The sequence below is a fragment of the Hydrogenophaga sp. genome (assembly GCF_035481345.1).
Lineage (GTDB): Bacteria > Pseudomonadota > Gammaproteobacteria > Burkholderiales > Burkholderiaceae_C > Hydrogenophaga.
In genome coordinates this window covers 1-24,491 of sequence record NZ_DATIGV010000183.1, presented here as the reverse complement: position 1 = coordinate 24,491, position 24,491 = coordinate 1, and the positions used below count along the sequence as shown (strand labels likewise).

The 24,491-nt window shown below is 70.8% G+C and carries 21 protein-coding genes; 14 read left to right on the top strand and 7 right to left on the bottom strand.

Features of this window, described 5'->3' with window-relative positions; translation table 11 throughout:
* Positions 1 to 51 precede the first annotated feature (51 nt).
* A complete protein-coding gene (locus VLG41_RS19230) occupies positions 52 to 1,203 on the top strand; it encodes an aminotransferase class V-fold PLP-dependent enzyme (protein ID WP_325350999.1) in 1,152 nt (383 codons plus the stop codon).
* Positions 1,204 to 1,209: 6 nt separating this feature from the next.
* On the opposite strand, the gene VLG41_RS19225 is transcribed toward VLG41_RS19230, so the two are convergent.
* Positions 1,210 to 2,202, bottom strand: coding sequence for a quinone oxidoreductase (locus VLG41_RS19225; RefSeq protein ID WP_325350998.1), 993 nt, complete (start codon positions 2,200 to 2,202; stop codon positions 1,210 to 1,212).
* Between the two features lie 125 nt (positions 2,203 to 2,327).
* Between VLG41_RS19225 and VLG41_RS19220 the strand changes: the two genes are divergently transcribed.
* Positions 2,328 to 3,269: a DMT family transporter gene (locus VLG41_RS19220; RefSeq protein ID WP_325350997.1), complete on the top strand. Its 942-nt coding sequence runs from the start codon at positions 2,328 to 2,330 to the stop codon at positions 3,267 to 3,269.
* Here VLG41_RS19220 and VLG41_RS19215 read toward each other — a convergent pair.
* The 5 genes from VLG41_RS19215 to VLG41_RS19195 form a co-directional block, all read right to left on the bottom strand.
* Positions 3,261 to 5,189, bottom strand: coding sequence for a methyl-accepting chemotaxis protein (locus VLG41_RS19215; protein WP_325350996.1), 1,929 nt, complete (start codon positions 5,187 to 5,189; stop codon positions 3,261 to 3,263). The two genes, VLG41_RS19220 and VLG41_RS19215, sit on opposite strands and share 9 nt — an antisense overlap.
* A gap of 217 nt (positions 5,190 to 5,406) precedes the next feature.
* Positions 5,407 to 6,204, bottom strand: coding sequence for an SDR family oxidoreductase (locus VLG41_RS19210; protein WP_325350995.1), 798 nt, complete (start codon positions 6,202 to 6,204; stop codon positions 5,407 to 5,409).
* A gap of 5 nt (positions 6,205 to 6,209) precedes the next feature.
* Positions 6,210 to 7,160 carry a DMT family transporter gene (locus VLG41_RS19205; RefSeq protein WP_325350994.1) on the bottom strand — a complete coding sequence of 317 codons (951 nt, stop codon included), beginning with the start codon at positions 7,158 to 7,160 and terminating at the stop codon, positions 6,210 to 6,212.
* Between the two features lie 408 nt (positions 7,161 to 7,568).
* On the bottom strand, positions 7,569 to 9,380 hold the full coding sequence (locus VLG41_RS19200) for a GspE/PulE family protein (protein WP_325350993.1): 1,812 nt from the start codon (positions 9,378 to 9,380) through the stop codon (positions 7,569 to 7,571).
* A 3-nt stretch (positions 9,381 to 9,383) separates the two neighbouring features.
* Positions 9,384 to 10,136, bottom strand: coding sequence for a spermidine synthase (locus VLG41_RS19195; protein ID WP_325350992.1), 753 nt, complete (start codon positions 10,134 to 10,136; stop codon positions 9,384 to 9,386).
* 74 nt (positions 10,137 to 10,210) lie between these two features.
* On the opposite strand from VLG41_RS19195, the gene VLG41_RS19190 reads away from it, so the two are divergent.
* Complete coding sequence (locus tag VLG41_RS19190) at positions 10,211 to 11,032, top strand: mechanosensitive ion channel family protein (RefSeq protein ID WP_325350991.1); 822 nt, start codon at positions 10,211 to 10,213, stop codon at positions 11,030 to 11,032.
* Between the two features lie 7 nt (positions 11,033 to 11,039).
* On the opposite strand, the gene VLG41_RS19185 is transcribed toward VLG41_RS19190, so the two are convergent.
* On the bottom strand, positions 11,040 to 11,699 hold the full coding sequence (locus VLG41_RS19185; RefSeq protein WP_325350990.1) for a DedA family protein: 660 nt from the start codon (positions 11,697 to 11,699) through the stop codon (positions 11,040 to 11,042).
* A 38-nt stretch (positions 11,700 to 11,737) separates the two neighbouring features.
* On the opposite strand from VLG41_RS19185, the gene mutL reads away from it, so the two are divergent.
* The 11 genes from mutL to VLG41_RS19130 form a co-directional block, all read left to right on the top strand.
* Positions 11,738 to 13,651 carry a DNA mismatch repair endonuclease MutL gene (gene mutL, locus VLG41_RS19180; protein WP_325350989.1) on the top strand — a complete coding sequence of 638 codons (1,914 nt, stop codon included), beginning with the start codon at positions 11,738 to 11,740 and terminating at the stop codon, positions 13,649 to 13,651.
* Between the two features lie 125 nt (positions 13,652 to 13,776).
* Complete coding sequence (locus VLG41_RS19175; RefSeq protein WP_325350988.1) at positions 13,777 to 14,643, top strand: alpha/beta hydrolase; 867 nt, start codon at positions 13,777 to 13,779, stop codon at positions 14,641 to 14,643.
* 55 nt (positions 14,644 to 14,698) lie between these two features.
* Complete coding sequence (locus tag VLG41_RS19170) at positions 14,699 to 15,949, top strand: multidrug effflux MFS transporter (protein ID WP_325350987.1); 1,251 nt, start codon at positions 14,699 to 14,701, stop codon at positions 15,947 to 15,949.
* The gene (gene miaA, locus VLG41_RS19165) at positions 15,946 to 16,914 is read left to right on the top strand and encodes a tRNA (adenosine(37)-N6)-dimethylallyltransferase MiaA (protein ID WP_325350986.1); all 969 of its coding nucleotides are present in this window, start codon (positions 15,946 to 15,948) and stop codon (positions 16,912 to 16,914) included. Before VLG41_RS19170 ends, miaA begins: the two co-directional genes overlap by 4 nt.
* The gene (locus tag VLG41_RS19160; protein ID WP_325350985.1) at positions 16,911 to 17,573 is read left to right on the top strand and encodes an ABC transporter ATP-binding protein; all 663 of its coding nucleotides are present in this window, start codon (positions 16,911 to 16,913) and stop codon (positions 17,571 to 17,573) included. The genes miaA and VLG41_RS19160 overlap by 4 nt, the downstream gene beginning before the upstream one ends.
* 131 nt (positions 17,574 to 17,704) lie before the next feature.
* On the top strand, positions 17,705 to 19,171 hold the full coding sequence (gene zwf / locus VLG41_RS19155) for a glucose-6-phosphate dehydrogenase (protein WP_325350984.1): 1,467 nt from the start codon (positions 17,705 to 17,707) through the stop codon (positions 19,169 to 19,171).
* A 15-nt stretch (positions 19,172 to 19,186) separates the two neighbouring features.
* Positions 19,187 to 19,885, top strand: coding sequence for a 6-phosphogluconolactonase (gene pgl, locus VLG41_RS19150; RefSeq protein ID WP_325350983.1), 699 nt, complete (start codon positions 19,187 to 19,189; stop codon positions 19,883 to 19,885).
* A 13-nt stretch (positions 19,886 to 19,898) separates the two neighbouring features.
* Positions 19,899 to 21,728, top strand: a complete 1,830-nt coding sequence (edd, locus tag VLG41_RS19145) for a phosphogluconate dehydratase (RefSeq protein WP_325350982.1) — start codon at positions 19,899 to 19,901, stop codon at positions 21,726 to 21,728.
* A 22-nt stretch (positions 21,729 to 21,750) separates the two neighbouring features.
* On the top strand, positions 21,751 to 22,389 hold the full coding sequence (locus VLG41_RS19140; protein WP_325350981.1) for a bifunctional 4-hydroxy-2-oxoglutarate aldolase/2-dehydro-3-deoxy-phosphogluconate aldolase: 639 nt from the start codon (positions 21,751 to 21,753) through the stop codon (positions 22,387 to 22,389).
* 1 nt (position 22,390) lies between these two features.
* Positions 22,391 to 23,959, top strand: a complete 1,569-nt coding sequence (gene pgi / locus VLG41_RS19135) for a glucose-6-phosphate isomerase (protein ID WP_325350980.1) — start codon at positions 22,391 to 22,393, stop codon at positions 23,957 to 23,959.
* A gap of 150 nt (positions 23,960 to 24,109) precedes the next feature.
* Positions 24,110 to 24,491, top strand: a 382-nt coding sequence (locus VLG41_RS19130; protein ID WP_325350979.1) for a hypothetical protein, incomplete at its 3' end; no start/stop codon positions are given.

Sequence of the window (24,491 nt, the reverse complement as noted above, 5' to 3'; positions counted from 1 at the left end):
GCGCCGCCGATGACAGAATGCCCGCTCATTCGATCATCCGAGGAGACACCCATGCCCGGCCTGCTGCCCGACGTCGACCCCGACGGCCTGTACGAGTTCTCGGTGGTCTACACCGACCGCGCGCTCAACCACATGTCCAAGCGCTTCCAGGGCGTGATGACCGGCATCTCGTCCCTGCTCAAGCGCGTGTACGGCGCGCATTCGGCGGTGCTGGTGCCCGGCAGCGGCACCTTCGGCATGGAATCGGTGGCGCGCCAGTTCGCGCACGGCAAGCACGTGCTGGTCATCCGAAACGGCTGGTTCAGCTACCGCTGGACGCAGATCTTCGACATGGGCGCCATACCGGCGAGCCACACCGCGATGAAGGCGCGCCCCGTGCACAAGAACGCGCAGTCGCCCTGGGCGCCCGCGCCCATCGACGAGGTGGTGGCCACCATCGCGCGCGAGAAGCCCGCGCTGGTGTTCGCGCCGCACGTGGAAACGGCGGCCGGCATGATCCTGCCCGACGACTACCTCAAGGCCGTGGCCGACGCGGTGCACGCCGTGGGCGGCCTGTTCGTGCTGGACTGCATCGCCTCGGGCGCGATGTGGGTGGACATGAAGGCCACCGGCGTGGACATCCTCATCAGCGCGCCTCAGAAGGGCTGGAGCAGTTCGCCCTGCTGCGCCATGGTGATGCTGAGCGAACGCGCGCGCGCGGCCATCGACGCCACGCAGAGCACCACCTTCGCCATGGACCTGAAGAAGTGGCTGCAGATCATGGAGGCGTATGAAGGCGGCGGCCACGCGTACCACGCCACCTTGCCCACCGATGCGCTGGCCCGCCTGCACGCCACCATGCTGGAAACCGAGGCCTATGGCTTCGAGCGCGTGCGCCAGGAACAGATCGCGCTCGGCCAGGCCGTGCGCGAACTCGTGGAACGGCACGGCTTCGCCAGCGTCGCCGCCGATGGCTTCAAGGCGCCGGGCGTGGTCGTGAGCCACACCACCGACGCCGAGGTGCAATCCAGCAAGGCCTTCCTGGCGCTGGGCCTGCAGACCGCCGCCGGCGTGCCGCTGCAGTGTGACGAAGGCCCGGACTTCAAGACCTTCCGCATTGGCTTGTTCGGCCTGGACAAGTGGCACGACGTGCCGGCCACGGTGGCCAGGCTGGAAACCGCCCTGCAGCGCGTCGCGCCTTTGCAGGAAGCCCGGGCGGCCTGAGAACGCTCAGGGCAAGAGCACCGTGCAGCCCGTCGTCGCGCGGGCTTCCAGGCTCTCGTGCGCCTTCCTCAAGTCCGTCAGCGCGAAGCGCTGGTCGATGCGGATCTTCACCTTGCCGCTCACCACCACCTCGAACAGATCGTCCGCCATCTGCTGCGTGCGTTCGCGGTTGTTGATGTGCGAGAACAGCGTCTGGCGCGTCACGTAGATCGAACCCTTGCCCGCCAGGATGCCCGGCGCGAACGGCGGCACCGGCCCCGAGGCGTTGCCGAAGCTCAGCATCAGACCGAAGGGCTGCAGGCAGTCCAGCGACTTGTCCCAGGTGTCCTTGCCCACCGAGTCGTACACCACCTTCACGCCCTGCCCGCCGGTGATGGCCTTCACCCGCGCGGCGAAGTCCTCGGTGCGGTAGTTGATCGCGTGCTCGGCGCCGTGATCGAGTGCGAGCTGGCACTTCTCGGCCGAACCCGCCGTGGCGATCAGGCGCAGGCCCAGCGCCTTGGCCCACTGGCAGGCGATCAGGCCGACACCACCGGCCGCCGCGTGAAAGAGCACGAAGTCACCCGCCGCCAGACCCTCCACCGGCTTGCAGCGCTTGAGCAGGTACTGCGCCGTCAAGCCCTTCAGCATCATGGCCGCGCCGGTCTCGAAGTCGATCGCATCGGGCAGCTTGCAGACGTTCATCGCCGGCATCACGCGCACGTCGCTGTAGCTGCCCGGCGGGTTGGCCGCATAGGCCGCGCGGTCGCCCGCTTTCAGGTGCGTCACGCCCTCGCCCACGGCGTCGATCACGCCCGCGCCCTCCATGCCCAGCGACAGGGGCATGGGGAAGGGGTAGAGCCCCGTGCGCTGGTAGACGTCGATGAAGTTCAGGCCGATCGCGTGGTGGCGGATGCGCACCTGGCCCGGGCCGGGCTCGCCCACCTCCACGGTGTCGATCACGAGTTGCTCGGGGCCGCCGTTGGCGTGGATGCGAACGGCGCGGCTGCTGGTGCTCATGGGGGTCTCCTGTGTGTTGTGCCAAATGGGGCCGATGCTGCCACGATTCGCGCCCCCCTCCAGCGGGGACGCGGTGCACCCCCGCGCCGCGGCAGGTCTTCCCGCGCTTGCTACAGTCGCGCCCCATGTCCGCTGCACCCCCGGGCCGGCTGAGCCCGTCCACCATTGCCCTGCTCGTGCTGCCGCCGCTGTTCTGGGCGGGCAACGCGGTGGTGGGGCGGCTGATGAACCAGACCGTGCCGCCCAGCACGCTCAACTTCCTGCGCTGGGTGCTGGCGCTGCTGATCCTGCTGCCCCTGGCGGCCTGGGTGCTGCGCCGCGGCAGCCGCCTGTGGCCGAACTGGCGCCGCTTCGCCTTGCTGGGCGCGCTGGGCGTGGGCAGCTACAACGCGCTGCAGTACCTCGCGCTCAGGACCTCGACCCCGCTGAACGTGACCCTGGTGGCCGCCAGCATGCCGGTGTGGATGCTGCTGGTGGGGCGTGTGCTGTACGGCGTACCGGTGCCGCGGCGCGCGGCCTTCGGCGCGGCGCTCTCGCTCGGCGGCGTGGCCGTGGTGCTATCGGGCGGCAGCCTGGCGCGGCTGCTGGCCGTGCAGTTCGTGCCGGGCGACGGCTGGATCCTGTTGGCCACGCTGGTGTGGTCCTGGTACAGCTGGCTGCTGGTGCGCCCGCCCGAGGGCGGCGACCCGCCCGAGATCAAGGGCGACTGGGCCGCCTTCCTCATGGCGCAGGTGGCGCTGGGTCTGGTGTGGTCGGGCGCGCTGGCGGCGGCCGAATGGGTCTATCTGCCGGCGGCCGATCTGCACATCGACTGGGGCTGGCCCCTGCTGGCGGCCCTGGCCTACGTGGCCATCTTCCCCTCCGTGCTGGCTTACCGGTGCTGGGGCGCTGGCGTGGCCCGCGTGGGGCCGGCCGTGGCGAGCTTCTTCACCAACCTCACGCCGCTGTTCGCGGCCCTGCTGTCGGCCGCGATGCTGGGCGAGGCGCCGCGCTGGCACCACTTCGCGGGCTTCGCGCTCATCGTCGGCGGCATCCTGATTTCCTCGCGCGGCAAGGCCTCAACGTAGGCGGAAGGCCGCCACCGCATCGACCAGTTGCGCGGCCTGCTGCTTCAGGCTCTGCGAGGCGGCGGCACTCTCTTCCACCAGCGCGGCGTTCTGCTGCGTGGCCTGGTCCATCTGGGTGACGGCCTCGCCCACCTGCGACACGCCCTCGCTTTGCTCGCGACTGGCCGCGCTGATCTCGCCCGCGATGTCCGTCACGCGGCGGATGCTGGCCACCACCTCGCCCATCGTGTTGCCTGCCTGGTCAACCAGCGCCGATCCCTGCTCCACGCGCTCCACGCTCTGCTGGATCAGCTCCTTGATCTCGCGCGCCGCCCCCGCGCTGCGCTGCGCGAGGTTGCGCACCTCGCCCGCCACCACGGCGAAGCCGCGGCCCTGTTCGCCCGCGCGCGCCGCTTCCACCGCGGCGTTAAGCGCCAGGATGTTGGTCTGGAAGGCGATGCCGTCGATCACGCTGATGATGTCGGCGATGCGGCGCGAGCTGTCATTGATGTCCTTCATCGTGTCGACCACACGCGCCACCGCGTCGCCGCCCTGCGTGGCCACCGTGGACGCGCTGATGGCGAGCTGGTTGGCCTGTTGCGCGTTGTCGGCGTTGAGTTTCACGGTGGAACTCAGCTCCTCCATCGAGGCGGCGGTCTCCTGCAGCGCCGAGGCCTGCTGCTCCGTGCGCGCGGAGAGGTCGTTGTTGCCCTGCGCGATCTGAGAACTGGCCGCGGCCACGCCCTCGGCGTTGCCGCGCACGCTGCCCACCACCTGGGTCAGCGAGTCCTGCATGCGCGCCATGGCCGTGAGCAGCTGGCCCATCTCGTCGCGTCCGCCTTTCGGCACGGCTTGGCTCAGGTCGCCGGACGCCACCCGCACCGCCACCTCGCGCGCCAGTTCGGCCGGCCGGATGATGGAGCGCCCGATCAGCAACGCCAATGCGAGGCCTGACACCAGCAACGCGCCGATGGCGCCCAGCACCACGGCGATCTCCGTGCGGCGCGCCGCGTATCGCTGGCCCAGCGCCGCATCCAGCTCCTTGGCGGCTGTGTCGCTCAGCGCGTACATGCCGTCGATGGCCTGCGTCGTGGCCTTGAAGTAGTCGGCCGGTGCGTACTGCAGCACCTGCGCCTGCACGATCTGCTCGCGAGCGAGCTGGGTCGCGCCTTCGAAGGTGGCGCGCGACTGCTTCAGCGGCTCCTCCAGGCGGGCCTTGATGGCAGCGTCTTGCTCGAAGGACTTCTCCATACTGATGCCCAGCTCGCGCGTGCCCACGCGGGCCCGCTCGGCCAGGCTGGCCACTTCGGCGCGCTCCTCGGGCGAGGCGGTCATGCGCACCAGCAGCGCCGAGCCGCGCGCACGGGCCTGGCCCAGCATTTCGGTCAGGCGCGGCATCTGCTGCAGCGTGCCGATGATGAGGAAGTAGGTGGCCTTCTCCGGGTCGGCGGTCAGGCCGAAGTGGTCGGCCACGCGGTCATTGAGTTCGATGAAGCCGGCGATCATCTCGGTGTGACGCGCGAAACTCTCCGCGGCCGTGACGCCGCGCGCGCCGATGGCCTGCGACAGCGCCTGCCATTGCTGGCTGCCGCGCTGCCAGTCGGCGCGGATGCGCGCATCGTCGATGCCACTGGCCACCAGCGCATCGACAACCTGCACCGCCTTCTGCAGCTCCGCCGCGCGCGCCTGGCGCTGCGGCTCCACGTCGGCCTTGCCGCCCAGCACGGTGGCCGTCATGCCTCGGTGGATCTGCGCCAGTCGCACCACCTCCAGCAAGGCGTGCGAGGGCGCCAGCCCGGCGCGTTCGGTGGCGATGGTGGTCAGGTCGGCCAGCGCGTTGCGCACGTAGGCCGTGAGCGGCACGGCGACCAGCAGCGCGGCGATGGCGCCGAGCAGCACGAGCTTGCGGGCCAGGCGCAGGTTCTGGATGAAGGAGGTCATGGGTAGCGTTCGGTCGGGTCGGGGCCAACACCCGAGCGCGGCGCTTGCCGCGATCGGATCTGTCTGCCCGGCCTATCGACGGCCTGCCCGCCGAATTGAGCGCCTCACCCCGTATTCACCAAAGCGGCGCGACTTTGCCCGGTGCTGGTGCATGAATTGCGCCGCGCCGGTGCACACCAGCGGCGCGGGCGCGACCGCCCGCGCGCCATGGGCCCGCTCAGAACGTGCCCGGGTAGGCGCCGCCGTCGGCCAGCACGTTCTGGCCCGTGATGTAGCCCGCCTGCGCGCTGCACAGGAAGGCGCAGATCGCGCCGAACTCGGCCGCGTCGCCGAAGCGCTTGGCCGGCACGTTCTGGCGGCGGCCGTCGGCGATGGCCTCGTACGACTTGCCCTGCTTCTGCGCCAGACCGCCCAACGTGGTGCGCAGGCGGTCCGTCTCGAACGCGCCGGGCAGCAGGTTGTTGATGGTCACGCCGCGCGCGGCGATCTCGCTGCGCGCCAGGCCGGCCACGAAGCCCGTGAGCCCGGTGCGCGCGCCGTTGGACAGGCCCAGCACCTGCAGCGGCGCCTTCACCGCGCCCGAGGTGATGTTGACGATGCGCCCGAAGCCGCGTTCGGCCATGCCGTCCACCGTCGCCTTGATGAGCTCGATGGGCGCGAGCATGTTGGCGTCCAGCGCGGCGATCCAGGTGTCGCGGTCCCACTGGCGAAAGTCGCCCGGCGGCGGGCCGCCCGCGTTGGTGACCACGATGTCGAAGGCCTTGCCGGGGCCGCCGGGTGCGGCGAAGACGGCCGCGCGGCCCTCGGGGGTGGTGATGTCGGCCGCCACCGGCAGTGCCTGCACGCCCGGGTGCGCGGCGACGATGGCCTGCGCCGCGGCCTGCAGCGCCTCGGCACCGCGCGCCACCATCACCACGTTCACGCCCTCGGCCGCCAGCGCCTGCGCGCAGCCCAGCCCCAGGCCCTTGCTGGCGCCGCCCACCAGCGCCCATTTGCCTTTGATGCCCAGATCCATGTTCTTCAATCTCCAGTTTTGACGGTGGGGGCCGCGGCCTTGCCCGCGCCGAAGCGCGTCACCAGAAACACGCCCGAGAGCACGAGCACCGTGCCCACGATGATCCAGCCGTTGAACGGCTCACCCAGGATGAACACGCCCATGAGGATGGTCGACATGGGGCCGATCATCCCCGTCTGCGCGGCCAGCCCGGGGCCGATGCGCTCGATGGCCATCATGACCATGAGCACCGGCGCGAAGGTGCACAGCGTGGCGTTGAGCAGCGACAGCCAGATCACCTCGGGCGCCACGGCGGCGGCCGACAGCGGGCGCAGCAGCCCGAACTGCGCGATGCACAACACGCAGGCCACGGTGGTGGCCAGGCCCACCAGGCGCGTGGAGCCCAGGCGCTTGACGAGCTCGCCGCTGTAGACAAGGTAGATGGCGTAGCTGATGGCGCTGGCGAAGACGAGGAAGGCGCCGAGGGCGGCGTTGGGGCCTTGTTCGCCGAGCTCGTGCCCGAAGACCAGCAGCACACCGCCGTAGCTCACGGCCATGGCCACGGCCTGCAGCGCGCTGATGCGGCGCCGGTACAGCAGCCAGCCGAGCAGCAGCACAAGGGTGGGGTTGAGGTAGAGGATGAGGCGCTCGAGGCTGGCGGTGATGTACTCCAGGCCCCAGAAGTCGAGGAAGCTGGCGAGGTAGTAACCGGTGACGCCGAGGCCCAGCACGCCAAGCCAGTCGCGCCGCGTGAGGGGTTCGGGTTTTTTCTCGAGGCCGGGGCGGTGGGTGGACCACCAGGTGAGCGCCAGGAACAGCGGCAGCGCGAACAGCATGCGGTACATGATGAGCGTGACCGCATCGACCCCGTAGCGATACGCCAGCTTGACGATGATGGCCTTGCCGCTGAAGGCGATGGAGCCGAGGATGGCGAGGGTGAGGCCGGAGGCGAGGTGGGGGTGGGTGTCGCGCGACATGAGCCTTTGATTATCTGTGGCGTCACATGAGCCCCTTTTGTCGTGGGCTATTGGGGTCTTGTGGCGTTTCGCTCGTTGCACCTCGCGAAGCTCGCGGCCACTGGGTGCCTTGTTCCGCGAATGTCCCCCGGACGGCTGCGCCGTCCTCCTCCTTTATTTCGCTACGCAGGGCACCCAGCGTCCGCGAGCAACAGGCACGGCGGCACGCCAACAGACGAGTGCCAACGAGGTCGTCGGTGATCGGGTGTCCGGCGCAGCGACATAAAGGAGGAGGAGTGGATCGCGCCAGCGATCCACTCCGGGGGACAGTCGCGGAGCCGGACACCCGAGCGCCGATGACCGGAGCACCGACCGGAGCAGCCGACCGGAGCAGCCGGAGAAAAACCCGCCTCTCCGGAGAAAGAAAAGCTATTGCACTGGCGGTGTCGTCGCCAGCACCTCATCCAGCGTGGTGAGACCTTCCGCCACCCGCGCCGCCCCCGCCAGCCGCAGCGGTCGCATGCCGTCCGAAACCGCCTGCGCCCGCATCGTCTCCAGCCGAGGCTCACGGATGACCTGGTTCTTGAACGCCTCGGTGACCGTGAGCAACTCGTACAAGCCCATGCGCCCCCGAAACCCGGTCATGCGGCAGTCGATGCAACCCACCGGCTGATACGGCCGGTAGCCGCCGGTTATCTGCCACGGCTTCACCAGCTCCGCCAGCTGCTCGCGCGCCTCGGCCGCTTCGTCCTTGTCCACCCGCGTCTTGCACGCCACGCACAGCGTGCGCACCAGGCGCTGCGCCAGCACGCCCAGCACCGTCGCGTTGATCAGGTACGGCGGAATGCCCAGCTCCATCAGCCGCATCACCGCCGACGGCGCGTCGTTCGTGTGCAGCGTGGAAAACACCAGGTGGCCCGTCAACGCCGCCTGCACCGCCATCTCCGCCGTCGCCAGGTCGCGGATCTCGCCCACCATGATGATGTCCGGGTCCTGCCGCATCAGCGCGCGCAGGCCCTGCGCGAAGTCCAGATCCAGGTGCGGCTGCACCTGCGTCTGGTTGAAGGCCGGCTCGATCATCTCGATCGGGTCCTCCACCGTGCTCACGTTCACCTCTTCCGTGGCCAGGCGCTTGAGCGTGGCGTACAGCGTTGTCGTCTTGCCCGAACCCGTGGGGCCCGTCACCAGCACGATGCCGTGCGGGCGGCGCGTGAGGCCCTCCCAGCGCGCCGCGTCGTGCGGGCCGAAGCCCAGCGCGGCCAGGTCCTTCACCGTCGACTCGGGGTCGAAGATGCGCATCACCAGCTTCTCGCCAAAGGCCGTGGGCAGGGTCGACAGGCGCATCTCCACCTCGTCGCCCTTGGCCCCGCCTACGCCGGGCTTGAGCGTCTTGATGCGCCCGTCCTGCGGGCGGCGGCGCTCCACCACGTCCATGCGGCCCAGCAGCTTGATGCGCGCCGTCATCGCGTTCATCACACCCAGCGGCAACTGGTACACCGGGTGCAGCACGCCGTCGATGCGGAAGCGGATCACGCCCTGCTCGCGGCGCGGCTCCAGGTGGATGTCGCTCGCGCGCTGGTCGAAGGCGTACTGCCACAGCCAGTCCACCACCTGCACAACGCCCTGGTCGTTGGCGTCGATCTGCTTGTTGCCCTTGCCCAGCTCCACCAGTTGCTCGAAGCTCTGGAAGCCTGCGCTGCCACCGCTCTTGGTGGCCGCGCGCACCGACTTGGCGAGCGCGAAGAACTCGGCCGTGTAGCGCGTGATCTCCGCCGGGCTGGCCAGCACCAGGCGCACGGTCTTGCGCGTCTGGCGCTCGACTTCACCCACCCAGTCGGTGAGGAAGGGCTCCGCCGTGGCCACCACCACCTCGGCCGGCCCCACCTGCACGGGCAGCACCTTGTGGCGCTCGGCGTAGGCCGCGCTCATCACGTCGGCCACCTTGCCCACCTCCACCTTCAGCGGGTCGATGCGCAGGTAGGTGAGCCCACAGCGCTGAGCGAGCCACTGCGTGAGGGTTTCGGCGTCGAGCACGTGGCCGTCGGCCGCGCGCGCCATGCCCACCACCGCCAGGCGCTGCAAGGGGTGCTGCGCGCTGTGCGCCGACGAGATGCGCGCCTCGGTGCGGCGCGCCTCATCCTCGCTGATCACGCCGTCCTCCTTCAGCCAGCGCAGCACGAGCCGCCAGTCGAGCGGGCCGTTGGGGGTGGAAGCGGCGGCTTGGGCGGTGGCGGTTTTCATGTGTCAGTCGTGAACGGGTTTGAACACGCGCATCCATTTGGCGGCGGGCAGGCCCCAGCGCTCCTGCACGGCCTCGGCGCGCGCCAGCAGCTCCAGCCGCGAGGGCCGGGAGGCGTGGCGCTGGGCCAGCACCACCGTGTTGCCTTCGCGCGTGGGCTTGAAGGCCCAGACCGCGTCCTTGCCGAAGGCCGCGCACAAGCTCTCCAGCGAGCGCTCATAGCTTGAGTGGCGGCCGAAGAGGTTGACGGTGAGACAGCCTTCGTCGGTGAGCGCGTGCCGGCAATCGGCGTAGAAATCCGGCGAGTCGAGCACGGGCGCAGCGGCCTCGTGGTCGTACAGGTCCACCTGCAGCGCGTCGTAGCGCCCGGTGTGCTCCTGGCGGCGGATCAGCTCGCCCGCGTCGCCCATCAGCACACGCAGGCGCGCCCCGTCGGGCGGCAGCTTGAACCACTGCCGGCACACCGCCACCACCTGCGGGTTGATCTCGATCGCCGTCGTGTCCATGCGCAAGCGCTTGTGGCTGAACTTGGTGAGCGCAGCCGAACCCAGCCCCAGTTGCAGCGCGCGGCGGCCGGGCACCGAATCGGGATCGACGAAGAGCAGCCAGGCCATCATGCGCTGCACGTACTCCAGCTCGATGTCGAAGGGCGCGTCGAGCAGCATGGAGCCCTGGATCCATTCCGTGCCCAGGTGCAGGAAACGGACCTCGCCGTCTTCGGAGATGTTGACTTCGGGCAGGGGGTTCGTGTTTTTCATCAAGGCTTGCGCTACCGTCGCGTCCGCGGCCGGGCCGCGAGGGAACCATCCACCAACGGGAAGGCAGGAGCATTATGAACACGGAAGTGATCTGGAATTTCATCGTCACCCAGGGGGCCGACTTCGGCCTGAAGGTGCTGGGCGCGATCGCGGCCTGGGTCATCGGCCGCTGGCTGATCGGCATCGCGGTGCGCCTGATCGGCGTGGCCATGGAGCGCGGCGGCAAGATCGACATGACGCTGATCCGCTACCTCAAGTCCATCCTCTCGGTGCTGCTGACCGTGGTGCTGATCATGGCCATCCTGGACATCTTCGGCATCCGCACCACCTCCTTCGCGGCCCTGCTGGCGGGCGCGGGTCTGGCCATCGGCGCGGCCTGGAGCGGCATGCTCGCCAACTTCGCGGCGGGCATCTTCCTGCAGGTGCTGCGGCCCTACAAGGTGGGCGACTTCATCAGCGCGGGCGGCGTCACGGGGACCGTCAAGGAGCTGGGCCTGTTCGCCACCACCATCCTCACGCCCGACAACGTGACCACCATCGTGGGCAACAACAAGGCCTTCGGCGACAACATCCAGAACTACAGCACCGAGGCCTTCCGCCGCGTGGACTGCGTGGCCAAGGTCGCCAACGGCGTGGACGTGGTCGACGCCATGCAGCGCCTGCGCGCCGCCGTGGCGGCCATACCCAACGTGAAGGACACGCCCGCGCCCGACGTGGAGATCCTGCAGTTCACGCCCGAAGGCCCGCTGCTGTGCGTGCGGCCCTACACGCACACCGACCACTACTGGCAGGTCTACTTCGACACGCACAAGGCCATCGTCCGCACCTTCGGCGCGGCCGGCTACCCGGTGCCCGAGACACCGGTGCTGCACCGCACGGTGGCGGTCGCGGCCTGATCGCGGATCAGACGCCCGCCGCGTCGCGCTCGCCCTGGCGCCTGGCGCGCCAGGCGCCGAAGACCGCGATCAACCCCGGGATGATGATCAGCGCCCAGATGATCTTGCTGAGGTTGGCCTGCACCCAGGGCAGGTTGCCGAACAGGTAGCCCGCGCCCACCAGGCCGATCACCCAGATCAGCGCGCCGATCACGTTGTAGGCGGTGAACTTGGCGCGCGTCATCTCGGCCACGCCCGCCACGAAAGGCGCGAAGGTGCGGATGAAGGGCATGAAGCGCGCCAGGATGATGGTGATGCCGCCATAGCGCTCGTAGAACATGTGGGCCTGGTTGAAGGCGTCCTTGTTGAACAGGCGCGACTTCTCCCACTGGAACACCTTGGGCCCGAAGTAGCGGCCGATGGAGTAGTTCGTCTGGTCGCCCAGAACGGCCGCCACCACCAGCAGCGCCATGGCCAGTGGCAGGCTCATCAGCCCTGCGCCGCACAGCGTGCCCACCACGAACAGCAGCGAATCGCCCGGCAGGAAGGGCATGACCACCACGCCCGTCTCCGTGAAGATGATGAGGAACAGCAGGGCGTACACCCAGGGCCCGTAGGCCTGCACGAAAGCCTGCAGGTGCTGGTCGACGTGCAGGATGAAATCGATGAGGAAGGTGATCAGTTCCATGGCGGGGCATTATCCGTGTCGCTTCCTACAATGCCGTGATGACCACCCTGCCCCCGCGCCGCCCCATCCGCGAACTGCCCGATGAGCTGATCAGCCAGATCGCCGCGGGCGAGGTGGTGGAGCGCCCCGCCTCGGTGGTGCGCGAGCTGGTGGACAACGCGCTGGACGCCGGCGCCACGCAGATCACCGTGCGCCTGCTGGGCGGCGGTGTGCGGCTGATCGCGGTGGAAGACGATGGCGTGGGCATTCCCCCGGCCGAACTGCCGCAGGCGGTGAAGCGCCACGCCACCAGCAAGATCGCCAGCCTGGCCGAGCTCGAATCCGTGGGCACCATGGGCTTTCGCGGCGAGGCGCTGGCCGCCATCGCCTCGGTGGCCGAGATGGGCCTGCTCTCGCGCACCGAGGGCGATGGCCACGCCTGGCAACTGGACGTGCGCAGCGGCGAACTCGCTCCCGGTGCGCGTTCGCAAGGCACTTCCATCGAGGTGCGCGAGCTGTTCTACGCCACACCCGCGCGGCGCAAGTTCCTCAAGTCCGACAACACCGAACTCGCGCACTGCATCGAGGCCGTGCGCCGCCACGCGCTGGCGCGGCCCGACGTGGGCTTCGCCATCTGGCACGAGGGCAAGCTCTCGGCGCAGTGGCGCGCCGTGCCACTGCAAGGCCTGGACGGCACGGCGCGGCGCCTGGCCGACGTGCTCGGCGAGGACTTCATCGAACGCGCGGTGCCGCTGATGTGGCCGGCCGACGGGTCTGACGCGCGCGGCCTGCGCGTGAGCGGCTTCGCGGGCATTCCGGACGCGGCGCGCGCGCGCGCCGATCAGCAGTTCGCCTACGTCAACGGCCGCTTCGTGCGCGACAAGGTCATCTCGCACGCGGTGCGCGCGGCCTTCGACGACGTCTTGCACGGCCAGCGCCAGCCGGTCTACGCGCTGTTCGTGGAGATCGCGCCCGAGCGCGTGGACGTGAACGTGCACCCGACCAAGATCGAGGTGCGCTTTCGCGACAGCCGCGAGGTGCACCACGCGGTGCAGCAGGCGGTGGAATCGGCGCTGGCGGTGCCGCGCGCGGGGCAGGCAACGGACGCCGCCGCGTACGCCCCCCCGCCGACGGCAACACCCGCCTGGACGCCACCGGTGCGCCAGGCCGGCTTCAGCTTCCCACCGCGCGAGCCCGAGGCGGGCCACCGCGTGAGCGATGTGTCGGCGCTGTGGGGCGCGGTCGGCGCGCCCACGGCGCCCGCGGTGCCCGCCATGCCCTTCGCGCCGGCCACCGGTAGCGCAGCGGCGTCGCCCGAAGGCGGCTTCGCGCCGGGCCTGCGCGACTGGGCACCGCCCGCCGCCGCCCAGCCCTCCCTCCCCGACGGCGACTGGCCCCTGGGCCGCGCGATCGCGCAACTGCAAGGCATCTACATCCTGGCCGAGAACGCCCACGGCCTGGTCATCGTGGACATGCACGCCGCGCACGAGCGCATCGTCTACGAACGGCTCAAGCGCCAGCTCGCCGAGCGCGCGCTCCACAGCCAGCCGCTGCTGATCCCCGCCACCTTCGCGGCCACGCCCGAGGAAACCGCCACCGCCGAAAGCCGCGCCGAGGCACTGGCCTCGCTGGGCCTGGACGTGGCGCCGCTGTCCGCCCGCACCCTGGCGGTGCGCGCCGTGCCCACCACCCTGGCGCAGGGCGACCCGGTGGAACTCGCCCGCAGCGTCTTGGCCGAGCTGGCCCAGCACGACGCCAGCCACGTGCTGCAGCGCGCCGAACACGAGCTGCTGGCCACCATGGCCTGCCACGGCGCGGTGCGCGCCAACCGGCGCCTCACCCTGGACGAGATGAACGCCCTGTTGCGCCAGATGGAAGTGACCGAGCGCAGCGACCAGTGCAACCACGGCCGCCCGACCTGGCGGCAACTGAGCCTGCGCGAACTCGACGCGCTCTTCCTGCGCGGGCGCTGACCCCCGCGCCCGCGCGGCGGGCGTGAAAAAGTCGGCGCTGGCGCCCCGGCATCGCACTTGCTTGCCTGGGATTTACCCCAGCGACATGAACTTTTCCGGTGCGAACCGCCTCACTATCCCGGTCCATGACCCGACTGCTGCTCGCCCTCGCCACCGCCCTGGCCCTGCTGGCCGGGTGCGCCACGCTGGATGAAAAGCAGCGCGTCTGGATCTTCCAGCCCTCCGACCGCGCCTGGAGCGGTGGCGTCTACGCCGCCGAGTCCATGGAGGACGTGTGGATCGACTTCCACTCGGCGCAGGACAAGGAAGACGTGCGCCTGCACGGCCTGTGGGCCCAGCACGAGAACTTCGCCGCCAACCCCCAGGCACCGGTGCTGCTGTACCTGCATGGCGCGCGCTGGAACGTCACCGGCTCGGCCTTTCGCATGCGCCGCATGGAAGAGCTGGGCTTCTCGGTGCTGGGCATCGACTACCGCGGCTTCGGCCAGAGCACCAAGCGCCTGCCCTCCGAACGCACCGCCTCCGAGGACGCGCGCGCCGCCTGGGACTGGCTCGCCCAGCGCTACCCCGACCGGCCCCGCTACATCTTCGGCCACTCGCTGGGCGGCGCCATCGCCATCGAGCTCGCCACGCAAGTGAGCGACGAAAAGGGCACCCTGGTGGAAGGCACCTTCACCTCCATCCCCGACGTGGTGAGCACCTTCAAGTGGGGCTGGCTGCCGGTGTCGCTGCTCATCACGCAGCGCTTCGAGTCGGTCAAGCGCGTGCCCGACATCGGCTCGCCCCTGCTGGTGGTGCACGGCACCGACGACAAGCTCATCCTCCCCGAGCTGGGCCAGCGGCTCTACGAGGCCGCGCGCCAGCCCAAGGCCCTGGTGATGGTGGAGGGCGGCTCGCACCACAACACCAACTCCGTGGGCCAGGCCCAGTACCGCGCGGCCCTGGCCGAGCTGTTCGGACTGAGCGACGACATCCGCCTCGTCGCGCGCTGAATCACCCCCCGGGGGTACCGGGAAAACCCGCAGGGCATCTGCTACCCTCAGCCGGATGTCCGCCCCCTCCTCCGCCATGTCACCGGGCCTGGTCGTGCTTGTGCTCACGCTGCTGCTGGGCATCCAACCCGTCACCACCGACCTCTACCTCCCCGCCCTGCCCGCGCTCACCCAGGGCTTCGGCGCCAGCGTGGCGCAGGCGCAGTTCACGCTCACGGCCCTGCTGCTGGCCTTCGGTGTCTCGCAACTCGTGTGGGGGCCGCTGTCCGACCGCTTCGGGCGCCGCCCCATCCTCATCGGTGGCATGGTGCTGTACATGCTGGCCACCGTCGGCGCGGCGTTCTCGCAGTCCATGGAACAGCTCATCGCCTGGCGCACGCTGCAGGGCGTGGCCATGGGCGCGGCCGTGATGTGCGCGCGCGCCATCGTGCGCGACCTGTACGCCCCCGCCGAGGGCGCGCGCATGATGAGCAAGGGCCTCACCGGCCTGGGCGTCATCGCCTGCGTGAGCGCGCCGCTGGGCGGCGTGCTGTCCGACCACTACGGCTGGCGCGTGGCCTTGCTCGCGCTGTCGGTGTTCGGCGCCGGCACGCTGGCGGTGCTGGTCTGGCGCTTCCAGGAAACCGTGCCGCGCCTCAACCCCGACGCGCTGCGCCCGGGCCCGCTGCTGCGCAACTGGACCCACATCGCGCGCCACCCCACCTTCTGGGCCTGGACGCTGCTGGCCACCGGCTCCTACGCCGGCCTGTTCAGCTACCTCGCGTCCTCGTCCTTCGTGCTGATCGGTGTGCTGGGCCTGAGCAAGACGCAGTACGGCATCGTGATGTTCACGATGTCGCTGGTCTACATCGTGGGCACCTTCATCTGCCGCCGCCTGCTGGTGCGCCTGGGCGTGCGCCGCACGGTGGGCCTGGCGGCCGGCGTCACGCTCACGGGCGGCACGCTCGTGGGCGTGCTGCCCCTGCTGGGCGTGCAAAACCTCTGGAGCGTGCTGCTGCCCTTCTACCTGTTCATGCTGGCCCACGGCGTGCACCAGCCCTGCGGGCAGAGCGGCGCGGTGGCGCCCTTTCCGCAAGCGGCCGGCGCGGCCTCTGCGCTGGCGGGCTTCATCATGATGGTGGTGGCCTTCGGCATCGGCGGCTGGCTGGGTGTCGCGCTGGCCGATCCCGCGCTGGGCGCCGGCACGGTGCGCCCCCTCACCGACAGCGTGTGGTTCTGGTGCGTGGTCATCTCCACCACGGCCTGGACGCTGGTGCAGCGCCACGGCGAGCCGCACGCGCCGCCGACGCGCGTCGCAACGACATGAATCCTGCCGCGCCTCGCTGCCTCGCGCTGGCCGGCCCCACCGCCAGCGGCAAGACGGCGGCGGCCCTGGCCATCGCCGCGCGCTGGCCGGTGGAGGTGATCAGCGTCGACTCGGCGCTGGTCTACCGGGGCATGGACATCGGTACCGCCAAGCCCACCGCGGCCGAACGCGCGGCCGTGCCGCACCACCTGATCGACATCCGCGACCCCGCGCAGGCCTACAGCGCGGCCGACTTCGCGCGCGACGCCACGCGCCTCATCGGCGAGATCGCCGCGCGCGGGCGCACCGCGCTGCTGGTGGGCGGCACCATGCTCTATTTCAAGGCCCTGCTCGACGGCCTGGACGAGCTGCCCGCGGCCGACCCCGCCGTGCGCGCCGCCCTCGACGCGCGCGCCCGCGCCGAGGGCTGGCCCGCGCTGCACGCCGAACTGCAGCGCGTCGACTCCGTCACCGCCGCGCGCCTGTTCCCCAACGACGCGCAGCGCATCCAGCGCGCGCTGGAGGTCTACCAGGTCTCGGGCCGCCCACTCGCCAGCTTCCACTCGGGCCGCGAGCGCGACCCCGATGGCCCGCTCGACGAGGCCCACCTCCTCTCGCTCGAACCGAACGACCGCGCCTGGCTGCACGCGCGCATCGCCGAGCGCTTCGACGCCATGCTCGCCGCCGGCCTGCTCGACGAGGTGCGCGCCCTGCGCGCGCGCGGTGATCTGCACGCCGATCTGCCGTCCATGCGCTGCGTGGGCTACCGCCAGGCCTGGGCCGCACTCGACGCCCACCCCACACCCGACGCCGCCGCGCTCGCCGAACTGCGCGACCGCGGCGTCTTCGCCACGCGCCAGCTCGCCAAGCGCCAGCTCACCTGGCTGCGGTCCATGCCGGGGCGCGTGGTGGTGCCGGCCGACGCGCCGGACGCGCTGGAGCAGGTGCTGGCAAAGGTTCAGCCATGGTTAGGGGGGGCGCGATGAGCCTCATCACCGACAAGCTCGGCAAGTTCTACGGCGACACGCCCGTGTTCCGCCACGTGGACCTGCGCGTCGAGCCTGGTGAGTTCATCGCCATCGTCGGCGAGTCGGGCGTGGGCAAGTCCACCCTGCTCAACTGCCTGGCCGCGCTGGACGACTGGAGCGAAGGCCGCGTGCTGCACAACGGTACCGACCTCGGCACGCTCGACGAAGCGCAGCGCGCCCACTGGCGCCGCGCGAACCTGGGCTTCGTGTTCCAGGCCTTCCACGTGCTGCCGCACCTGGACGTGGCGCAGAACATCGGCCTGCCCCTGCTGCTGCTCAACCGCCCCGAGCCCGCGCGCGTGCAGGCCCTGATGGACGCCGTGGGCCTGCAAGGCCTGGGCGCGCGCCTGCCCGCGCAGCTCTCGGGCGGTCAGTTGCAGCGCGTGGCCATCGCGCGGGCGCTGGTGCACCGGCCCGCCATCGTGCTGGCCGACGAACCCACCGGCAACCTCGACCCCACCACCGCCACGCGCGTGATGGACCTGCTGTGCGCGCAGATCCGCGAGCACGGCGCCTCGCTGGTGCTGGTGACGCACGCCGAGGCGGCCGCGCGCCGCGCCGATCGCGTGCTGCGGCTCACGGCCGATGGACTGCGGGCCGATCCCGCGCCGACTTGACGGAACCCGCGCGGTGCGACACGGTCGCACCCTGAGCGAGGACCCCGCACCGCGAACCAAAGGTAACCCGTTGGTAACTTTATTTCACTATGATCGGGCCACTTCGTAACTCCTGACGCCCAGAAAGAACGATGGAGACCAGCACCCCACCCGACGCGCCCCTGGACCTCGTCATCTTCGGCGGCGCGGGCGATCTCTCCCTGCGCAAGCTGCTGCCCGCGCTGTACATGGCGCACCTGCACAAGACCCTGCCCGACGACACGCGCATCGTCGCCCTGGGCCGCCACGCCTGGGACCGCGCGGCCTTCACGGCCTTCATCGACGACAAGGTGCGCGGCTTCATCGCCAGCGACGCGCTCGACGCGCTGTCCTGGCAGGGCTTCGTGCAGCGCCTGGTCTACGTCTCGCTCGACGCCACGCGCGCCGAGGACTTCGCGGCCCTGGGCCAGGCCTTGCGCCCCAACGTGGACCGCGTCTACTACCTCGCCACCGCGCCCACGCTGTTCACCACCATCTGCGCCCACCTGCACGGCGCCGGCCTGGTCGATGCGCGCTCGCGCGTGGTGCTCGAAAAACCCCTGGGCCACGACCTCGCCTCCGCGCGCGCCATCAACGACGAGGTGGCCAGGTACTTCAGCGAGTCGCAGACCTTCCGCATCGACCACTACCTGGGCAAGGAGACGGTGCAGAACCTCATGGTGCTGCGCTTCGGCAATGCCATCTTCGAGCCGCTGTGGCGCAGCCCCAGCATCAAGAGCGTGCAGATCACGGTGGCCGAGTCGGTGGGCGTGGGCAGCCGCGCGGGCTTCTACGACGGCACCGGCGCGCTGCGCGACATGGTGCAGAACCACCTGCTGCAACTGCTGTGCATCGTGGCCATGGAGCCGCCCGTCTCGCTCGACCCCGACGCCGTGCGCGACGAAAAACTCAAGGTGCTGCGCTCGCTGCGGCCCATGACGGTGGCCGACGTGGCGCGCGACACCGTGCGCGGCCAGTACACCAGCGGCAACGTCGGCGGCGAGCGCGCCGTGGGCTACCTGCAGGAAGACAACGTGCCCGCCGGCAGCGAGACCGAGACCTTCGTCGCGCTGCGCGCCCACATCAACAACTGGCGCTGGGCCAACGTGCCCATCTTCCTGCGCACCGGCAAGCGCCTGGCCGAGCGGCGCAGCGAGATCGTCGTCGAGTTCGCGCCCCTGCCCTACTCGCTGTTTCCCGATGCGCCGCGCCAGCCCGTCAACCGCCTGCTGATCCGCCTGCAGCCCGAAGAGCACGTGCAGTTGCAGATGATGGCCAAGCAGCCCGGCAGCGGCATGAAGCTGCGCCCCGTCGCGCTCGACCTGGACCTGCAGTCCGCCCTGGCCGGCCGCCGCGCCGAGGCCTACGAGCGCCTGCTCATCGACGTCATCAAGGGCCGGCTCACGCACTTCATGCGGCGCGACGAACTGGAGGCGGCGTGGACCTGGGTCGAGCCCATCATCGACGGCTGGAAGTCCCTGGGCGAGAAGCCGCGCGCCTACGCGGCCGGCAGATGGGGCCCGGCCGCGTCCTCGGCGCTGATGGCGCGCGAGGACTCCTCCTGGTCGGAAGAGAACTGACACCGCCGCCTTGTCGTGAACCAGCACATCTGCAACACGCCCGCCGAACTCGCGCAGCGCCTGGCCGCCTGGATCGGCCTGCGCCTGCACCAGGCGATCGAGCAGCGCGGCCACGCCGTGCTGGCGGTCTCGGGCGGCAAGTCGCCGGTGCCGCTGTTCGAGGCCCTGCGCGCGCAACCGCTGGACTGGTCGCGCGTGAGCATCACCCTGGTGGACGAGCGCTGCGTGCCGCACGACCACCCCGACAGCAACACCGCCCTGGTGCGCGCGCACCTGCTGCAACAGGGCGCGGCGGCGGCCAGCTTCGTGCCCTGGTTCGACGCGCTGCCCGACCCGCTGGATGACAAGGCCCTCCAGGCCCTGGCCGACGCCGCCAGCCAGCGCCTGGCCCGCGAGCCCTGGCCCTGGGACCTCGCCATCCTTGGCATGGGCGAGGACGGCCACACCGCCTCGCTCTTTCCTCACGCGCCCGGTCTCCAACAGGCCCTGCACGCCAGCGGGCCCGTGGCCTGGACGCGCCCCCTCAACGCGCCCCACCCGCGCCTCACCCTGACCCTGCCCGCGCTGCTCGCCACGCGGGAACTGGTCTTGCCCCTCATCGGCCCGGCCAAGCTGCGCGTGTACCAGCAGGCCCGGCTGTCCGAAGACGACACGCTGCCGATCTCGCTCGTCCTGCACCAGCACCAGACGCCGGTGCAGGTCTGGCTCGCCTGATCGCCCCACGACCATGAACCAGATCCCACCCAACCCCATCCTCGATCGCGTCACCCGGCGCATCACCGAACGCAGCGCGCCCACGCGCACCGCCTACCTGGAACACATGGCCGCGCAGCGCACGCGCGGCACGCAGCGCGCCGGCCTGGGCTGCGCCAACATGGCCCACACCACGGCCGCGCTGCCCGCCGACGACAAGCTGCGCATCCACGCCGAACGCGCGCCGCACATCGGCATCGTCACGTCCTACAACGACATGCTGTCCGCGCACCAGCCCTTCGAGGCCTACCCCAGCCTGATCCGCTGGCACGCGCAGCAGGTGGGCGCCACGGCCCAGGTGGCCGGTGGCGTGCCCGCCATGTGCGACGGCATCACCCAGGGCGAGGCCGGCATGGAACTCTCGCTCTTCTCGCGCGACACCATCGCGCTGGCCACCGCCGTGGCGCTCTCGCACAACGTGTTCGACGCCGCGCTCATGCTGGGCGTGTGCGACAAGATCGTGCCCGGCCTGTTCATGGGCGCGCTGCAGTTCGGCCACCTGGCCACCGTGTTCGTGCCGGCCGGTCCCATGACCTCGGGCCTGTCGAACGAAGAGAAGGCCAAGGTGCGCCAGCAGTACGCGCAGGGCCTGGTGGGACGCGAGGCCCTGCTCGAATCGGAAGCGCGCGCCTACCACAGCCCCGGCACCTGCACCTTCTACGGCACCGCCAACAGCAACCAGATGCTGATGGAGATCATGGGCCTGCACCTGCCGGGCAGCTCCTTCGTGAACCCGGGCACGCCGCTGCGCGAGGCGCTCACCAAGGCCGCCGTGGAACGCGCCGTGGCCAACAGCGGGCGCACCGGCCAGCCCTACCTGCCGCTGTGGCAGATCGTGGACGAGAAGGCCATCGTCAACGGCATCGTGGGCCTGCTGGCCACGGGCGGCTCCACCAACCACACCCTGCACCTGGTGGCCATGGCGCGCGCGGCCGGCATCCTCATCGACTGGGACGACTTCGCCGAACTCTCCGCCGTGGTGCCGCTGCTGGCGCGCGTGTACCCCAACGGCAGCGCCGACGTGAACCACTTTCACGCGGCCGGTGGCCTGGGCGTGCTGATGCGCGAGCTGCGCGGCGCCGGCCTGCTGCACGCCGACGTGCACACCGTGATGGGCCCGGGCCTGGACGCCTACGGCCTGGAGCCCTGGCTCGACGGCGAGCGCCTGGCCTGGCGCCCCGTGCCCGAGCGCAGCGCCGACCTGAACGTGCTGCGCCCCGCCAGCGACCCCTTCAGCGCCGATGGCGGCCTGCGCCTGCTCACCGGCAACCTCGGCCGCAGCGTCATCAAGGTGTCGGCCGTGAAGCCGCAGCACCGCGTGGTGCGCGCCCCCGCCGTGGTGGTGCACGACCAGCAGGAACTGCTCGCCAAATTCAAGGCCGGCGAACTGGAGAAGGACTTCGTGGCCGTGGTGCGCTACCAGGGCCCGCGCGCCAACGGCATGCCCGAACTGCACAAGCTCACGCCGCCGCTGGCCGTGCTGCAGGACAAGGGCTTCCAGGTGGCGCTCGTCACCGACGGCCGCATGTCCGGCGCCTCGGGCAAGGTGCCCGCGGCCATCCACTGCACGCCCGAGGCCCTGGCCGACGGCCCGATCGCGCGCGTGCGCGATGGCGACATGATCACCCTCGACGCCGAGCGCGGCCTGCTCAAGGTGGACGTGGACGAGGCCACGCTGGCCGCGCGCGCGCTGCCCGAGCCCGATCTGTCCCACAACACCCACGGCACGGGGCGCGAGCTCTTCGGCCTGTTCCGCGCCCACGTCAGCGGCGCCGAGCAGGGTGCGTCCCCGCTGTTTGCCTGATACCGCCACCCGCTTCATCGCCATGCAAGACCAACACCTCAGCCACCCCGCCTTCACCTCGCGCGTCGTGCCTGTCATCGTGCTCAACGATCCGAAGCAGGCCGTGCCGCTCGCGCACGCCCTGCTCGAAGGCGGCATCGACGTCATGGAAATCACCCTGCGCTCGGACGTGGCGCTCGACGCCATCGAGGCCGTGGCCAAGGCCGTGCCGCAGATGCACCTGGGCGCCGGCACCGTCACCCGCGCCAGCGACGTGCCGCGGATCATCGACGCCGGCGCGCGCTTCGCGCTCTCGCCCGGCTGCACCGACGCCCTGGTGGACGCCATGCGCGCCACCGGCCTGCCCTTCATCCCGGGCGTGATGACGCCGGGCGAGGTGATGCGCGCGCGCGAGCAGGGCTTCACGCTCATGAAGCTCTTCCCCGCGCAGCAGGCCGGCGGCATCGGCATGCTCAAGGCCCTGGGCGCGCCCATTCCCGACGTGCGCTTCTGCCCCACCGGCGGCGTGAGCCCGGAGAACCTGCGCGACTTCCTCGCCCTGCCCAACGTCGCCATGGCCGGCGGCTCCTGGCTCACCCCGGCCGATGCGCTGCGCGACGGCGACTGGGCGCGTGTCACGAAGCTGGCACGCGAGGCGACCACCATCGCGAACAGCCACTGACATGACCTTGCCCACCGCCCTGCCCGCCTGGCACAGCCTCGACCAACTCGCCACCCAGGCCCAGCCGCACCTGCGCGAACTGCTCGCCCAGCCCGGCCGCGCCGAACGCATGAGCTGGTCCGTCGCGGGCCTCACGCTGGACGCGAGCCGCCAGCGCCTCACGCCCGCCATCGAGCAAGCCCTGCTCGAACTCGCCGCGCAAAGCGGCCTGGCCGAGCGGCGCGAGGCCATGTTCCGCGGCGACGTCATCAACACCACCGAAGACCGCCCCGTGCTGCACGTGGCGCTGCGCGGCGGCGAAGCGGGCGGCCCCTGGGGCAACCAGATCCACGCCCAGGTGCAGCGCGAACTCGACCGCGTCTGCCGCTTCGCCGAAGAAGTGCGCGCGGGCACCGTGCGCGGCCACGCCAACGACGCCTTCACCGACGTGGTGAACATCGGCATCGGCGGCTCCGACCTGGGCCCGCGCATGGCGGCCGACGCGCTCACCCACCTGGCCAGCGACGCGGTGCGCGTGCACTACGTCTCCAACCCCGACGCCTGGGCCCTGTGGAGCGTGCTGCGCGGGCTCGACGCCAAGCGCACCCTGTTCATCGTCTCCAGCAAGACCTTCACCACGCAGGAGACGCTCACCAACGCCGCCAGCGCGCGCCACTGGCTGGCCGACAACGGCGTGCCGGCCGACGCGATCGCCCAGCACCTGGTGGCCATCACCGCCACGCCGGCCAAATCGGCCGAGCTGGGCTACGACCCCGAGCGCACCTTCCTGTTCTGGGACTGGGTGGGCGGGCGCTACTCGCTGTGGTCCTCGCTCGGCCTGCCGCTGGCCATCGGCATCGGCGCGGCGGCCTTCCGGCAACTGCTCGCGGGCGGGCGCGCCATGGACGAGCACTTCCTGCACACGCCCCTGAACGACAACCTGCCCGTGCGCCTCGCGCTGCACGGCGTGTGGAACCGCAACTTCCTGCGCATGCCCACGCAGCTCATCGTGAGCTACGCCTCGCGCCTGGTGCGCTTCGTGCCCTTCGTGCAGCAGATGGACATGGAGTCCAACGGCAAGCGCACGCACCTGGACGGCAGCGACGCGGCGGTGGACACCGGCCCCATCGTCTGGGGCGGCCTGGGCATCGACGGCCAGCACGCCTACTTCCAGCTCGTGCACCAGGGGCGCCATGCGCTGCCGGTCGATTTCATCGGCGTGCAGAGCGAGGACACGCCCCTGCCGCTGGCCGGCGCGCACCACGCCGTGGTCAACCTGAACCTGCGTGCCCAGGCCCAGGCCATGGCCCTGGGCCGCACCCTGCAGGAGACCGAGGCGCAGTTGCTGCAGGACGGCGCCGACGCCGAAACCGCGCACGCCCTGGCGCCGCACCGCCAGTTCCCCGGCAACATCCCCAGCCACGTGATCTGGCTCGACCGGCTCGACCCCGAGCGACTGGGCTCGCTCATCGCGCTGTACGAGCACAAGGTGTTCTGCCAGGCCGCCATCTGGAACATCAACGCCTTCGACCAGTGGGGCGTGGAGCTGGGCAAGACCATGGCCAAGGCCATGGAGCGGGCGGGGGGCTGACCGAAGCGGCGGCGGATCGCACCGTCACGATCGGTGACGGGCCTTGTCCGGCGTGCAGGTCGGACCTCTCCTACAAGCACCGGGCGAAGCGCTTCCTAGCATGGGTGACCGCACCAGGGCCCGGCCCGCGTGCGCACAGGAGAACCACCCATGAGCCTTTCCAACGTTTCCTTCACCCGCCACTGCCTCGCCGCCGCGGCCATCGCGCTCACGCTGCCCGCGTGGGCCCAGGGCACGGCCAAGACCGCGGCCGACAGCCGCTACCAGCAGGAACGCGCCGCCTGCGCCGCCATGAGCAACCCCGAGTCGCGCACCAACTGCCTGCGCGACCTGGGCGCCGCGCGCCAGCAGGCCCAGCGCCAGCCGCGCGCGCCCGTGTCGCAGGAACAACTGCAGCGCAATGCCCTGCAGCGTTGCCAGGTGCACACCATCGCCGAGGACCGCGCCATCTGTGAGCGCATGGTGCGCGGCGAAGGCGAGGTCTCCGGCTCGGTGAGCGGTGGCGGCCAGATCCGTTCGATCGAAACCACCG